This window comes from Gleimia europaea ACS-120-V-Col10b (genome assembly GCF_000411155.1).
GTDB classification, from domain to species: domain Bacteria; phylum Actinomycetota; class Actinomycetes; order Actinomycetales; family Actinomycetaceae; genus Gleimia; species Gleimia europaea_B.
Genome location: NZ_KE150266.1, coordinates 1,459,735 through 1,473,507, shown reverse-complemented (window position 1 = coordinate 1,473,507; position 13,773 = coordinate 1,459,735). Strand labels below are relative to the sequence as shown.

The window sequence follows — 13,773 nt, the reverse complement described above, 5'->3', positions numbered from 1 at the left end:
TCCGCTGGCATCGCACTTGCATTCGCATGCAAAAACTCCGCTACGGTGTTGCATAGCGGAGCTTTTTCTTGGAGCCACCTATCGGACTCGAACCGATGACCGTCCGCTTACAAGGCGGGTGCTCTACCAACTGAGCTAAGGTGGCGCGGCCACTAGTTTGCCATGAAGTGGCCCATATTGTCACATACGCTTACTCGCCCTTAGCGGCAGACAGAATACTGTTCAACAGTTCATCAACCGTTTCGCCGTTCAAATGAACGGCCTTGCCGCCGGTAACGAACTCGGGCGTACCCAGACTCTCACGCCCCTCCACTTCGGATTCCTTCCACTCGGTGGTGTTCGCCTCCAGCACGCCCTTCGCACCCTCGAGACTAATCCGATCCACTACGGCCTTGCTCACCCCAGCCTGCGTGGCCAGCTCCTTAACTTTTGTCAACGAGGCGGCCTCATCCTGAATAACTGAGCCGTCGCCGCTATCAAACTGGCTCTTAAAGAACTCAGACGAAGCGTGGTGGAGCTGCTCAAACTTCTCCGGCTCCTCCTGCGAAACCAGGTAGGCAGCACTGGTCATCGCGTAATGCCACGGCATGCGAACAACGTCAACCGGCACAAGCTCAAGCGAAATCTCGCCAGCCTTAACCGACTCCCACAACTTCGCCCCGAGTGCCACATCCATATTTGCGCAAGCGTGGCAAGAATAATCGAAGTACTCGCGAACAACCGGAGCATTCGCATCTGCAACTCCAACACCCTTTGACGAAACCACAATCGGCGTGAACTCGCCCGACGCAACCTGGTTACTGTCATTCGACCTTGTGGAGTTCACCACCCAAATAACCGCAATAATCGCCAGCGCCAACAAAGTGCCTACTACCGCGATAATGATCGCGCGAGTCTTGCGTTCCTTCTTTGCCTGCCGCTCGCGCAATTCTTGCGCTTTGATCCGAGCCGCGTCCTTAGATGACGGAGTTTTTGCCATTTTCCCTCGATTCAACGTTTGCTAAAAGAGTAGCGGGAAGCGCGCAAATACGCACACCCGTCTCTCCATTCGCGCGCATGATGGCGCGCACACTTTCTGAACTTACACAACCACTCCAATAAGGAACAACGCCGCCAGCACCGCAAGTACAGCCAGGATCAACCGTCCCACGCGTGGAATCGCGCCGGCGCTCGCATACGAACCCTCGCGCAGGTAGTTTCCGCCCGCCCCCACGCGGGAAAGCAAAATCGCGAACATGTTCGACGCCCACAGCAACGCTCCCGAAACGGGATCTGCCCCGCTTGGCACGCCCGCAAGCATCGTCATGTAAGCATTTTCAAATGGCGGCAGGTCATTATTCACGCTGTAAAGCGCCCACGCCGCCCCAGCGATAAGCACCGCAAATGCCAAGTTGAACGCAAGGGCGCCAGCCGCAGGAACCCACTGCAACCCTCCGTTCAAGGCTGCCAACCAGTTATCACCACTACGTTTTTCGCCCGCCCTAACGCGCCGCTTTTCACGCCACACCCGCGAGCGACCCACCGTTTCCATTGTGAGGAGCACGCCAACTGCAAGCACGCCCCCAACTACGCCGAGGGCGACGGGCAGGGCGGCCAGCAGGCTCGCCACGCATAGGGAGAACACGAACGCGTTTGCGGGCGCGGTGTAGTTATATCCCCGCTCTGCATTCGGATAGTCCGGAATGGGCGGGTAGCCCGGGTAGTGCGACGAGGAGGGCGGGGACGCGCCGTATTCGGGAGGTTGCGTCCCGGGGTAGCCCGGCTGGTACGGCACTGGCCGTGCACTGGGTTGCAAATCCTCAGAGGCGCCCGCTGGCTCACTGGTAGCGGTGGGATATAAGGCGGTTGGGGCCGTATCATCCTCAGGTGCGGTAGCGAGAACGCTTGTTCGCTCTGCGGGCGGCGCGTACAGCACGCTAGTGGACTCATCTAAGTCATCGCCCTGCGCTTCGGGGGAAAGAAATTCCGTGGGCGCGGGGGCAGCCATGCCACCTGCACCGGGCGCGTCCGGCAACGCGGTTTCATCGCCTCCCTCACCGGATTCGCCCGTCCAAGATTGCACAATATCGGGGTCGAGGTCATCTAGGCGCTGCATGATTTCAGCCGGGCTCGGACGGTTTGCCCGCTCGCCGAGGGCCGCCTGCAAAATCTGGGCAAGGGGCGGGTAGAGGCCGGCAAGATCGAGCTGACCAGCCATTTGGCGTGCCAACACCACGTCTTGGCTACCCGTACCGTACGGGGCGCGACCGGTAAGCATGTTTAACAAGATGGCCGCCCACGCCCACCAGTCCGAGCCCTCGTCAGGCTCGTGTCCGCGTATCACTTCCGGGGCCACCCAGCCCACCGTGCCGGATACTAAACCCGTGGAAGTAAGCCGCTCGTCCTCGTCTGCTTGGGCGATACCAAAATCGATCAGAACCGGCTGCACCGCTCCCAAAATTATGTTCGACGGCTTCAAATCTCTGTGAATGACGCCCGCCGCGTGCACGGCGCTAAGCGTTTGCCTGAGCGATCTGGCGATCTGGAGCGCATCCGAAAAGACGAGCGGCCCTCCAGTTCTGATCTCCTCGCGCAGATCAAGACCGTCCACAAGCTCGGTCACCACAAAGGGCTGGGACGCTTCCGTCTCTAAATCAACAACGTTTGCAACCCCATCGGTGCGGATGCGGTTCAAAACTGCTGCCTCGCGCGCCAGACGCACCCTGCTGGAGGGGTCAGCGGCAATCGCGGGGTGAAGAAGCTTCAACGCAAACCTCGCGCCCTCACCATCTTCAACCTCCCACACGATTCCAGCGCCCCCCTTGCCCAGGGGGCGCACCAGTCGGTATCCACCGAGTTCTTCGCCAGCCTTTGGAATTGCACCATCCATCACCGGCAACTTTACCCGTATTCAAACGGAATATACGAGGCGCACTGAGCCCACGAAACACGGCACCTGGAACGCGGTTCCCAATAACGTAAAATCATGACGAAGTGTCCCTATTTATTTGCTTCTAGCTGTGCTAGTGTCAAGTTAGTTCTGGCTCAATAGGAGAGACGGAACCGTGTTAGCAATGGTGTTAGCACCTCTTCACTACGGATCGTTCGGCACGTACCTGCCGATGGAGGAAATAAATATGGCAACCGTAACTTTTGATAAGGCAACTCGCATTTATCCGGGCATGGATCGCCCCGCAGTTGATGCGTTTGACCTCAAGATTGAAGACGGAGAGTTTCTGGTCCTGGTAGGACCTTCTGGTTGCGGAAAGTCAACCACGCTACGCATGCTCGCGGGCCTGGAAGACGTTAATTCCGGCCGCATTTTCATTGGAGACCGCGACGTCACCGACATGCAGCCTAAGAACCGCGACATTGCTATGGTGTTCCAGAACTACGCTCTGTACCCGCACATGTCGGTTCGCGACAACATGGGCTTTGCCCTAAAGATTGCTGGCACCCCGAAGGAAGAAATCAACAAGCGCGTTGAAGAAGCTGCTGAGATTCTTGACCTCACTCCCTACCTAGACCGTAAGCCGAAGGCACTGTCTGGTGGCCAGCGTCAGCGTGTGGCAATGGGCCGTGCAATCGTCCGTAAACCGCAGGTGTTCCTCATGGACGAGCCGCTGTCGAACCTTGACGCGAAGCTACGCGTGCAGACGCGTACCCAGATCGCTTCGCTCCAGCGCTCCCTTGGTGTCACCACCGTTTACGTTACGCACGACCAAACTGAGGCCCTCACGATGGGGGACCGCATCGCAGTGCTAAAGGACGGCGTCCTCCAGCAGGTTGGCACCCCACAGGAAATGTACGAGCAGCCCGCAAACGAGTTCGTTGCCGGCTTCATCGGCTCCCCCGCTATGAACCTCGGCACCTTCACCGTTAACCGCGAAGGTGGCTACGCGGAGCTGGGCAAGGCTCACGTGAAGCTATCCGAAGCAACGATCGCGGCCCTAACGCCGGAAGACAACAACCAGGTTGTCATTGGCTTCCGTCCCGAGGCTCTGGAAATCGTTGCGGAGGGCGAACACACCATCCCAGTTGAAATCGACCTTGTTGAAGAGCTCGGTTCCGACTCGTACATGTACGGCAAGCTCGTTGGTGGCGGCGGACTCGGCTCCGGCACCGACGCCAACCCGGACGACGAAGCATCGGATCAAATCATTATCCGCACCGCTCCGCGCACGGCGCCCCCGAAGGGCTCCGTCATCCACGTCCGTATTCGCGAAGGCCAGCAACACAACTTCTCCAAGTCCACTGGCATGCGCCTTCCCTCATAATCGGGACAACAATAAGTGAACATAACTGAGGGAGCTTCCCACGTGGGAGCTCCCTCAGTTTCGTATTTCTTTTTAATCTGGCGTGCTTTTTGAAAAGATATAACCATGCGACAATCCCTACAGATCACCGCTGCAAACCTAGACCCCGAGCTACTGGACCTACCGTGGGAAACCCCGCTAGAAGAGTGGCCCGAATCCGTACTCGCCGCCCTCCCGCGCGGTATCTCCCGCCACGTCGTGAGATTCGTCAACCTGGGCGGACGGGTCATTGCAGTTAAAGAGATCGGAGAAACCGTCGCCTACCACGAATATCAACTCCTGCGCGACCTCAACCGGCTTGGCGCGCCCTCCGTAATCCCCACGGCAGTAATCACCGGACGTAAATCTCCCGACGGCGAGGAACTCACCCCGGCCCTCGTCACTGAACACCTACAGTTTTCCCTGCCCTACCGCGCGGTAGTCTCCCAATCCATGCGGCCCGAAACCGCTGAACGCCTCATCGACTCCATCGCCGTACTATTAGTGCGCCTGCACCTACTGGGCTTCTACTGGGGCGACGTCTCGCTCTCCAACACGCTGTTCCGGCGCGACGCGGACGCCTTTTCCGGGTACCTCGTAGACGCCGAAACCGGCGAACTGCATCCCAGCCTCACTTCCGGGCAACGCAACTACGACGTGGACCTCGCCCGCACTAACATTATTGGTGAACTCATGGACCTGCAGGCTGGCGGCATGCTTGCCGAAGATTCCGACGCCATCGAAATTGGGGATCGCATTCACGAGCGCTACCACGAACTATGGGATCAGCTCACCGCAGAAGAGGTCTACTCTGACGACGAACGCTGGCGCATCACCAACCGGATCCGCAAACTAAACGACCTCGGATTCGACGTGGGCGAAGTGTCCCTGAAACAAACCCCAGACGGCACCAAAATCATCCTGCAACCCAAAGTGGTGGACGCCGGACACCACCACCGCCAGATCATGCGCCTAACCGGCCTCGACGTACAAGAACAGCAGGCCCGCAGGATGCTGAACGACCTCGCAACCTACCGCGCCGTCACCGGGCAGGAAAACCAACCCATCGAACTCGTTGCCCACCAGTGGCTCACCGAAGTATTTGAACCCACCGTGCGCTCTGTTCCTCCCGAGTACAGCGCGAAGCTCCAGCCCGCGCAGATCTTCCACGAGATCCAAGAACACCGCTGGTTCCTTGCCGAGCAGCGCGGCGCGGACGTACCCCTCGAAGAAGCCACGCAATCCTACATTGACAACATTCTTGCCACCAGACGGGATGAGGCGCTACTGCTTGACCTCGACCCAAATGACGAACACACACTAGAAGACTGAAAGAGGCAACGTGACGTACCCATCAGTAATCGCACACCGCGGAATGAGCTCACTGGCACCCGAGAACACGATGGCCGCATTTGTAAAATGCATCGACTACGGAGTGTCCTCATTTGAATTTGACGTGGATGTAATCGCAGACGGCTCCGTCATCGTTATCCACGACAACCGCCTAGATCGCACCACCGACGGCAAAGGTGGCTACTACAACCTGCAGTTTAAAGACATCCGCAAGCTGGACGCCGGCAACTGGTTCTCCCCCACCTACAAGTTTGAACGCATTCCCGAACTTGTTAGCGTGGTTGAACTGTTGAACAGCACGGGATTGGAAGCAAACCTCGAAATCAAGCCTTCCAAGGCTGGCTTCGAACTTCGCAATGCCCTCGTCGACGGGATTGTCGCTTCCTTAGCCAAGCTGGAAAACCCCGACTCGATCCTCGTATCCAGCTTCGACATGGATCTGCTCACTTCCCTCAAGGCACGTGCCCCACAGTATCGCCGCGCCTGCCTGTTCGAGCCGTCCATCGCTCCCATCATGGAGCAGGTGGACGAGTGGATTAAGCAGGCTTCCAAAGTTGAAGCCGTTGCTATCCACCCGTGCTACTACGGTCTTACCGAAGAAGCTATTCACGCCATGACCGAGGCTGGTTTCCAAGTGAACGTGTGGACGGTGAACGACCTTGAGCGAGCCGCCCAACTTGGCTCTTGGGGCGCGCACTCTGTGATTACCGACAGAGCGCAAGACTTCCCACAAGAAGCTCGCTCTGCCCGGCCTATCTCAAACCGGTAACCCGGTTACCGTTCACGCTGGGCACGCCCGAATTCTGTGGTGCGGCTGGAACTAACTTGATACGACTTTGGGGGCGAACCGTCTGGCTCGCCCCCAACGTTTTGTTTGCGTTACTCGCCCCTGTGCTTCTTAGTGCGCTCAATCAGGTACTTCGAAAGCATTACCTCAGCAACCGAATCGACGAGCATCATCGAACCCACAACACCGCCTAGTTTCACCCAACCCGAGCGAGGCTTCGCGCTACGGAAAGCAGTCACCACCAGTGTGGCACCAATCGCGGCCTCGACACTGGCAATCACGCGCACAATGCTGGGTTGTTCAACCGCGACCTTATGGTAGGTTTCCCAAACCGGGTTGCTTGCAGATTCCGGCTCCAACAAGATCTTGTCCACGCTACGGCCAATCGCGTTCGAGATACCCCGCGCGTAGTGCATCTCCAGGCCCGGAATGTCCTCAGGTGACTCGTCCTCCAACAGATACGTAGCGATCTGTGATGGCACTCCTAGTGCCCGCACAAAGCTTTCAACCGCACGCGAACCGCGCAACTGAGAGGTTTCCTCCGCAGCAGCCACGTCCGCGCCCGGCACCGCCCCGGCAATCCGGCGCAAGTCAGAGGTGGCCCCAACGAGCTCCTCTGCCTCAGCCGCAATCTTGTCACCGCTGTGACCGGCCGCGAGCGTCCTCGTGGACATCGACCAGTTGTAAATCGTTTCCGTCTCGTCGTCATCATCAACAGCGAGGCTAACGAAGAACTCATCGCCAGACGCCATTAGTGTTACGCGCGGGAACTGCCCGAAATCACCAATATTTTGCGCATACTGTGCGTCATACGCGAGGGCCTGCCACCCATTTTCAAGCTCAATAGAAGCAACATCGATGCCAAGGAGGGCGGCCGCAAGCGGGATGGAAGATTCGGGAATCTGAACCAGCTCTACGATTCTCATTGGCTCTTCGGCCGGGGCGGGCGTGTCCGAACCAACTTCTGCGTCCTCCGGCAGAGCGTCCGCGCTGATTTCATCGATCATCACTTCGGCGTTGAACTCGTTGGCAAGGTCAAGCGCGAAATCTTCAATCTCAACGACCGCAGCGATCTCGTTCGCATCGTTAACGGTTGCCAGGCGGCCATCTTCTTGCGCGAGGGTCAGACCCATCAGGTTTGGTGTGCGATCATACCAGTCGATTGTCGCAACCACTTTAGTTTTTGTAATAAAGTCGGCAACCACCTTCGGATCCAGGTGTTCGGCAATAATGATGCCTTCGATTCGTGTCCAGTTGGGCTGTGCGTGTTCCAAAGTGGCCTCCTAATATCTACTACCTACCATCACACCACGAACGCGCGCGTTTTAATAGGGATACGGCAAGTTTACTCGCGCCTTTACGCGAAAATGGTAAGTAGCGTGGCGCTCAGGCTCGCTACGCAAACCACTGCCAGTAGCGCTCCAAAAATTAGAGTCAGCTGATACGGCTTGGCCCGGTTCGACAGCGGTCCGCCAACCACGGCGCCGCTCATCGACCCCAGCATGAACGCCACCACCACGCCCCAGTCGACCGGGGGCGTGTTCCCCACCCTTGCCACCAGCCCGCCGATTGCCGCCATCGACATGACGATGAGGGAGGTTCCCGCAGCCTCTTTCATCCCAAAAGCAAGGACGATAGTGAGCACCGGCACCACAATGAAGCCACCACCCACGCCAAAAAACCCCGTCAAAAACCCGGTTCCAAGCCCTGCCAAGATGATCGCCACGAGGCCTCGCGGCTTGCCCGCGGGTGCCTCTCCGCCCGGAAGATTGCGTTCGCGCAGCCCCCTCCGGATCATGACAGTGGCCATCACTGCCAACATTGCGCTAAACAACAGCATCAACACATTACCGTCCACCAGAGCCGACAAACGCCCTCCCGCCACGGAACCAATAATCGAGATCGCCCCAAAAATCAGACCTTGCTTCACCCGAATAGTTTTGGTGCGAAGCCGCTGCGGCAAAGCAGACAGGGCGGTTGCCAGCACGATTACCAGCGAACCGAGGGCAGCCGCATGGGGTGTCTGGCCCAGCAGGTAGGTCAGCGCCGGAACCGCCAGGATGCCACCTCCCGCACCAAGCGCCCCAACCACAACGCCCACGCCAACACCGATTACCACCGCGAACGCAACCGCTTCCAAACCGCGCCCTTCCCGACAGAACTAGCCCGCCTCGCAAATAAAAACCTACGTCAGCCACACTACCGCGCATAGCGAAGGGCGCGCCCAATTGGACGCGCCCTTCAAATGGAAGTCTCAGATGGTTACTTCATCTTGGTGCCAACGGAGCCGAGGCGCTCACAAGCCTCAACAACGCGAGCAGCCATGCCAGCCTCAGCAGCCTTGCCCCACGAACGCGGGTCGTAAGACTTCTTAACGCCAACTTCGCCGTCAATCTTCAGAACTTCGTCGTACTTGCGCAACATCCACTCGGCAACCGGGCGGGTGAAAGCGTACTGGGTGTCGGTGTCAACGTTCATCTTGATAACACCGTTCTCAACAGCCGTGCGGATCTCCTCAGCAGACGAGCCCGAACCACCGTGCATGACCAGGTCGAACGGACGGTCGCCAGCGTTGTACTTCGCACCAACCTCTTCCTGAATAGTGCCCAGAATCTCCGGACGAAGCTTCACATGGCCAGGCTTGTAAACACCGTGGACGTTACCGAACGTAAGAGCAGTCAAGTAACGGCCCTTCTCGCCAAGGCCTAGAGCCTCAACCGTTGCAATACCGTCCTCAGTGGTGGTGTAGAGCTTCTCGTTGATCTCGCCAACGACGCCGTCTTCCTCGCCACCAACGACACCAATCTCAACCTCAAGAATGGTGTGTGACTTCTGAGCAAGATCAAGCATCTTCTGCGCGATCTCCAAGTTCTCCTTCAACGGCACAGCCGAGCCGTCCCACATGTGGGACTGGAAGAACGGAAGGCGGCCGGCCTTAACCTCTTCAACTTCGAGCTCCATGATCGGAATAATCCAAGAATCAAGGTTCTGCTTTGCGCAGTGGTCAGTGTGAAGCGCCACCGTCACATCGTAGTTCTTCGCAATCTCACGAGCGTACGCAGCCATTGCAAGCGAACCAGCTACGCGATCCTTAACCGTGGAGCCCGACCAGTACTCGGCGCCACCAACCGAAACCTGGATAATACCGTCAGACTCGGCCTCGGCGAAACCTTGAATAGCAGCTGTCAAGGTCTGCGAAGAAGTAACGTTGATCGCCGGGTAAGCGAACTTGCCTTCCTTCGCACGGTCCAGCATCTCGTTGTAAACTTCAGGGGTTGCGATAGGCATTAATTGCCTCCTTGCCTAGACATTTTTACACATTCATTATCCCACATTTAGTGCCGCGATGCGCAGAGTCTAAAGTCCTGACAAACTAACTTGATTTTCCGATCCGCTACGCACGTTCCGGATCGCCCCCGTGCTGGATAACCCAGGCCCACATAGCGATGGCAGCGGCATGACCAACATTCATCGACCGGCTGGAACCATACTGCGTGATATGCAAGACAGACTCACAATCCCTCGCCATGTCTTCGCTCAGCCCCGTGGACTCCTCCCCCATCACCAGCACACACTTATCTGGAAGCACCTGCCCCTCCAACGGTCTGGACCCCTCGATATTGTCAATACCAATAACGCGCAAACCGCGCGATCTTACATGGTCTAAGAAACCATCGATTTCCGGGTGGTGCACAACCTCCAAGTACCTGTCCGTCACCATCGCCCCGCGCCTATTCCACCGGCGTCTGCCCACAATATGCACGCGACGCACCCCCAAGCAGTTTGCCGTGCGCACAATCGACCCAATGTTGAAGTCATGCCCCAAATTCTGCACGGCAACTTCAAGCCAATCCGGCCTGCCCACGCTGTCCAGGAAGCTCTTAATCGCCTCGTTCGACCAGTAGCGGAAGCGATCCTCCACGTTGCGTGTATCACCCTCGCGAAGTAACACCGGATCATACTGATCGCCCTGCGGCCAATTCTCTTCCCCACCCGGCCACGGCCCCACGCCGCTACCCGGAACCGACCGCACCTCATTTTCGTGTATTTTTGCCACGTCCTCGAACATACAAACAACGCGAGAAACCGTCAAAGCCAGCCGCTTGCCATGCACGAGCGTGCATAAAACCTGCGATTCTCTACCCCACGTTCGCCGTGGACGATAGGCTAAAAGCAGTTATAGAAGGAGAGAAGTATGCAAGATACAACAAACTTTTCGCTAGACGAAATGCCCCCAATCACCTCGTGGCTATCCGACATGGACGGCGTTCTTGTGCGTGAGGAGCGCGCAATCGACGGGGCACAAGAGTTCATTGACACCCTGCACGAGCTGAACATCCCGTTCCTCGTCTTTACAAACAACTCGATCTACACGCCGCGCGACCTGTCTGCGCGCCTCGACAACTCGGGCCTGCATGTTCCCGAAGAGCACATTTGGACCTCCGCACTTGCGACCGCGGCGTTCCTCTCCCACCAGTCCCCGAACTCGTCCGCGTTTGTCATCGGCGAAGCGGGTCTTACCACCGCGCTGCACAGCGCCGGCTACGTGATGACCGAAACCAACCCCGAATACGTTGTGCTTGGTGAAACTCGTAGCTACGACTTCAACGCCATCACCAGGGCCATTCGCTTCATCGAGGCAGGCGCCAAGTTCGTCGCCACCAACCCGGACGTTACCGGACCTTCCGACGAGGGCGTGTTACCCGCAACCGGATCCGTTGCCGCGATGATCACCAAAGCAACCGGGCGCAGACCATACTTTTTGGGCAAGCCCAACTCGATGATGCTACGCGCCGGCCTCAACAAGATTGGCGTTCACTCTGAAGTCACCGCCCTGATTGGTGACCGCATGGACACCGACGTGCAAGCAGGTATCGAAGCGGGCCTGCGCACCTACCTCGTTCTCAGTGGCTCCACAAGCGAGAGCGAGATCCGTAACTTCCCGTTCCGCCCCTACCGCACCAAGAACTCGATTGCCGACATGATCGAGGTTGTGCGCGAAAACCACCGGCTAGCTCAAGAAGCCGGAGTTCTAGAAGAATCCGCACAGTAGAGCGAGGCTAGATCTCGCGATGTGTTAAAGATTTGTACACGTTTGCGCGACGTGTACAAAATTCGCGAAATTTTTAACACGTTATCGGGACGTGTACAAAACTTGTACACGTCCCGATTTTGGCGATATCAAAAGTGCTTAAACTCAGGCGAGGCCGAGGTCTTCCAACCCCAACGCGTTCAAATACTTATAACCTGCACCCTCGATGACCTCGCGAGCACCCGTGTCGCGGTCAACGATTACCGCAACAGCTAAAACCTGTGCGCCGCCGGCCTCAAGCGCGCGAGCCGCCTGCATCGGAGAGCCACCCGTAGTAGAGGTATCCTCCAACACGATCACGCGCTTGCCCTCAACGGAAGGCCCCTCAACCTGACGCTTCATGCCATGGTCCTTGGCCTCCTTGCGCACCACGAACGCATCAACAGCCAGGCCGCGTGAAGCTGCCGCATGTAAAATCGCTGTCGCAACCGGATCCGCGCCCATCGTGAGACCACCCACGGCATCAAAATCATCCGGCGCGAAACCATTATCCTCAAGCATGTCGAGCATCACGTGCCCCACCAGAGGCGCCGCCTCGTGATGCAACGTTGCCCTGCGCATATCAACGTAAAAGTCAGACTCCTTACCCGAAGCCAAAGTCACCTTCTGGTGGATAACAGCAAGCTCTTTAACAAGTTCGGCCAGGCGGGCCTTGCGCGGATCGTTAGTCATACCCCTATCGTAAGCGAAAGCCAGCGCCGCCTCGACAATCAAATCACCGTCACAAATCATGCTCCGCCAGTTTCGTCACATTAGCAACGAAAACCCCAAACCCGAAAAACTCGATAAAGTAAAACCACTGAGGCGTACCAGCCGCCATATCTACACAGCTGGCAATAACATGAACCGGCAAATAATAACCGTTGCTATGGCCTTCGTTGGTCTAGTCGTAGGCGCGGGATTCGCATCAGGGAAAGAACTCATCCAATACTTCGTAGGATTTGGCACCCAAGGAATATGGGGCGTTGCCCTCGCGCTCATAATCCTCGCATTAGCCGGATATGTGATCCTCCAACTCGGCTCCTTCTTTCTGGCCAGCGACCACAACCGCGTGCTCACAGAAGTTTCCCCGCCCATCACATCCCGCATCTTTGACATCCTCATAACACTCACGCTATTCAGCATGGGATTTGTGATGATCGCCGGAGGAGGTACCAGCCTCAACCAACAATTCGGACTACCCGTCTGGGTAGGATCAGTCATCATCACCGTCCTCGTCATCCTGGTTGGAATGTTGGACGTAGACCGCGTGACTGCAATTATTGGAGCGATCACGCCGCTCATCATCGTGCTGATCGTTGGCGCGGCAATTTGGTCCCACACCCACGTGGACTACTCGATAACGCAACTGGACGCCATGGCCACCGAAATCGGGTCAACCCTGCCAAACTGGTGGGTTTCTGCGGCAAACTACGTGGCACTATCACTAGCCATGGCCGTGTCCATGTCAATCGTGATGGGAGGCCAGATTCGCGACCCGCGCGTGGCCGGACGCGGCGGTATGCTGGGCGGCATTATCTACGGCCTGCTGATCCTCATCTCCTCCACCGCCCTATTTGCGCAAATCGACAAAGTGGGCCACTCCGATATGCCTACGCTCATGTTGCTAACCAGCATCCATCCCGCGTTTGGCACCGTCATGGCATTCGTAGTTTTCGGCATGATCTTCAACACCGCGATAGGCATGTACTATGCCCTCGCCTCTAGGTTCTCCAAGGGCGACCCAAAACGCTTCCGCATCTGGCTGATTTCAATGGCGCTGGTTGGCTTCGCCGTATCGTTCGTTGGGTTCAAAACGTTTGTGAACTACTTGTATCCCGTAATCGGTTACGCGGGCATGCTTCTGATTCTGCTACTCGTAGTGCACTGGGTGCGTAGCCGTGAGGACATTCGCCAAGAGATTGCACGGCGCGTGGCTATCCGCAAACTTTTGCGCCGCCTCCTTCGTAAAGACAAGAGTTTCCACCAAGGGCATGCCGACCAGCTTGCCGAAGCGATTGAACAATCGCCGGTAGACAATTCGGACCTGCAAACCAGCTCCGTGCTCCAAGTCGTAGACGAACTAGAGGACGAGGGCCTGGCTTACGACCATCCGGCAACAATAGACTTCGAAGAGATCACCAACGTGGAACTTGAAGAAAGCGCCCTCGAAAACCACTGTGAAGGGGCGGAAGCCGGGAATGTCGTTGAAGATGACCCCGGAACGAAAGCGGCGGCCTCGGCCTTAACGGACGAGGCCGGCCCGGAGAAGTCCGTTTAGCCCGAAG

12 protein-coding genes and 1 tRNA gene are annotated in these 13,773 nt (G+C 57.4%); 5 read left to right on the top strand and 8 right to left on the bottom strand.

Annotated features, from left to right (window positions below; translation table 11 throughout):
* Window positions 1–69 precede the first annotated feature (69 nt).
* The 3 genes from HMPREF9238_RS06675 to HMPREF9238_RS08655 form a co-directional block, all read right to left on the bottom strand.
* A tRNA-Thr gene (locus HMPREF9238_RS06675) sits at window positions 70–145 on the bottom strand.
* 45 nt (window positions 146–190) lie between these two features.
* Window positions 191–979: a DsbA family protein gene (locus tag HMPREF9238_RS06670; protein ID WP_016444696.1), complete on the bottom strand. Its 789-nt coding sequence runs from the start codon at window positions 977–979 to the stop codon at window positions 191–193.
* A gap of 102 nt (window positions 980–1,081) precedes the next feature.
* A complete protein-coding gene (locus HMPREF9238_RS08655) occupies window positions 1,082–2,869 on the bottom strand; it encodes a serine/threonine-protein kinase (protein ID WP_016444695.1) in 1,788 nt (595 codons plus the stop codon).
* A gap of 247 nt (window positions 2,870–3,116) precedes the next feature.
* Between HMPREF9238_RS08655 and HMPREF9238_RS06660 the strand changes: the two genes are divergently transcribed.
* From HMPREF9238_RS06660 to HMPREF9238_RS06650, 3 genes are all read left to right on the top strand, one after another.
* A complete protein-coding gene (locus HMPREF9238_RS06660) occupies window positions 3,117–4,256 on the top strand; it encodes an ABC transporter ATP-binding protein (RefSeq protein ID WP_040316818.1) in 1,140 nt (379 codons plus the stop codon).
* Between the two features lie 105 nt (window positions 4,257–4,361).
* Complete coding sequence (locus HMPREF9238_RS06655) at window positions 4,362–5,606, top strand: DUF4032 domain-containing protein (protein WP_016444693.1); 1,245 nt, start codon at window positions 4,362–4,364, stop codon at window positions 5,604–5,606.
* A gap of 10 nt (window positions 5,607–5,616) precedes the next feature.
* The gene (locus HMPREF9238_RS06650) at window positions 5,617–6,396 is read left to right on the top strand and encodes a glycerophosphodiester phosphodiesterase family protein (RefSeq protein WP_016444692.1); all 780 of its coding nucleotides are present in this window, start codon (window positions 5,617–5,619) and stop codon (window positions 6,394–6,396) included.
* A gap of 110 nt (window positions 6,397–6,506) precedes the next feature.
* Here the strand turns inward: HMPREF9238_RS06650 and HMPREF9238_RS06645 are convergent, their stop codons facing one another.
* From HMPREF9238_RS06645 to HMPREF9238_RS06630, 4 genes are all read right to left on the bottom strand, one after another.
* Complete coding sequence (locus HMPREF9238_RS06645; RefSeq protein WP_016444691.1) at window positions 6,507–7,688, bottom strand: hypothetical protein; 1,182 nt, start codon at window positions 7,686–7,688, stop codon at window positions 6,507–6,509.
* A gap of 83 nt (window positions 7,689–7,771) precedes the next feature.
* Window positions 7,772–8,554: a sulfite exporter TauE/SafE family protein gene (locus tag HMPREF9238_RS06640; RefSeq protein WP_016444690.1), complete on the bottom strand. Its 783-nt coding sequence runs from the start codon at window positions 8,552–8,554 to the stop codon at window positions 7,772–7,774.
* A 122-nt stretch (window positions 8,555–8,676) separates the two neighbouring features.
* Window positions 8,677–9,702: a class II fructose-bisphosphate aldolase gene (gene fbaA, locus HMPREF9238_RS06635; RefSeq protein ID WP_016444689.1), complete on the bottom strand. Its 1,026-nt coding sequence runs from the start codon at window positions 9,700–9,702 to the stop codon at window positions 8,677–8,679.
* Between the two features lie 106 nt (window positions 9,703–9,808).
* Complete coding sequence (locus HMPREF9238_RS06630; protein ID WP_040316817.1) at window positions 9,809–10,483, bottom strand: TrmH family RNA methyltransferase; 675 nt, start codon at window positions 10,481–10,483, stop codon at window positions 9,809–9,811.
* 126 nt (window positions 10,484–10,609) lie between these two features.
* On the opposite strand from HMPREF9238_RS06630, the gene HMPREF9238_RS06625 reads away from it, so the two are divergent.
* Window positions 10,610–11,467: an HAD-IIA family hydrolase gene (locus tag HMPREF9238_RS06625; RefSeq protein ID WP_016444687.1), complete on the top strand. Its 858-nt coding sequence runs from the start codon at window positions 10,610–10,612 to the stop codon at window positions 11,465–11,467.
* A 144-nt stretch (window positions 11,468–11,611) separates the two neighbouring features.
* Here the strand turns inward: HMPREF9238_RS06625 and pyrE are convergent, their stop codons facing one another.
* Window positions 11,612–12,178, bottom strand: a complete 567-nt coding sequence (pyrE, locus tag HMPREF9238_RS06620) for an orotate phosphoribosyltransferase (RefSeq protein WP_040316816.1) — start codon at window positions 12,176–12,178, stop codon at window positions 11,612–11,614.
* A gap of 169 nt (window positions 12,179–12,347) precedes the next feature.
* Here pyrE and HMPREF9238_RS06615 point away from each other — a divergent pair, with 169 nt between their 5' ends.
* The gene (locus HMPREF9238_RS06615; RefSeq protein ID WP_016444685.1) at window positions 12,348–13,766 is read left to right on the top strand and encodes a YkvI family membrane protein; all 1,419 of its coding nucleotides are present in this window, start codon (window positions 12,348–12,350) and stop codon (window positions 13,764–13,766) included.
* Window positions 13,767–13,773 lie beyond the last annotated feature (7 nt).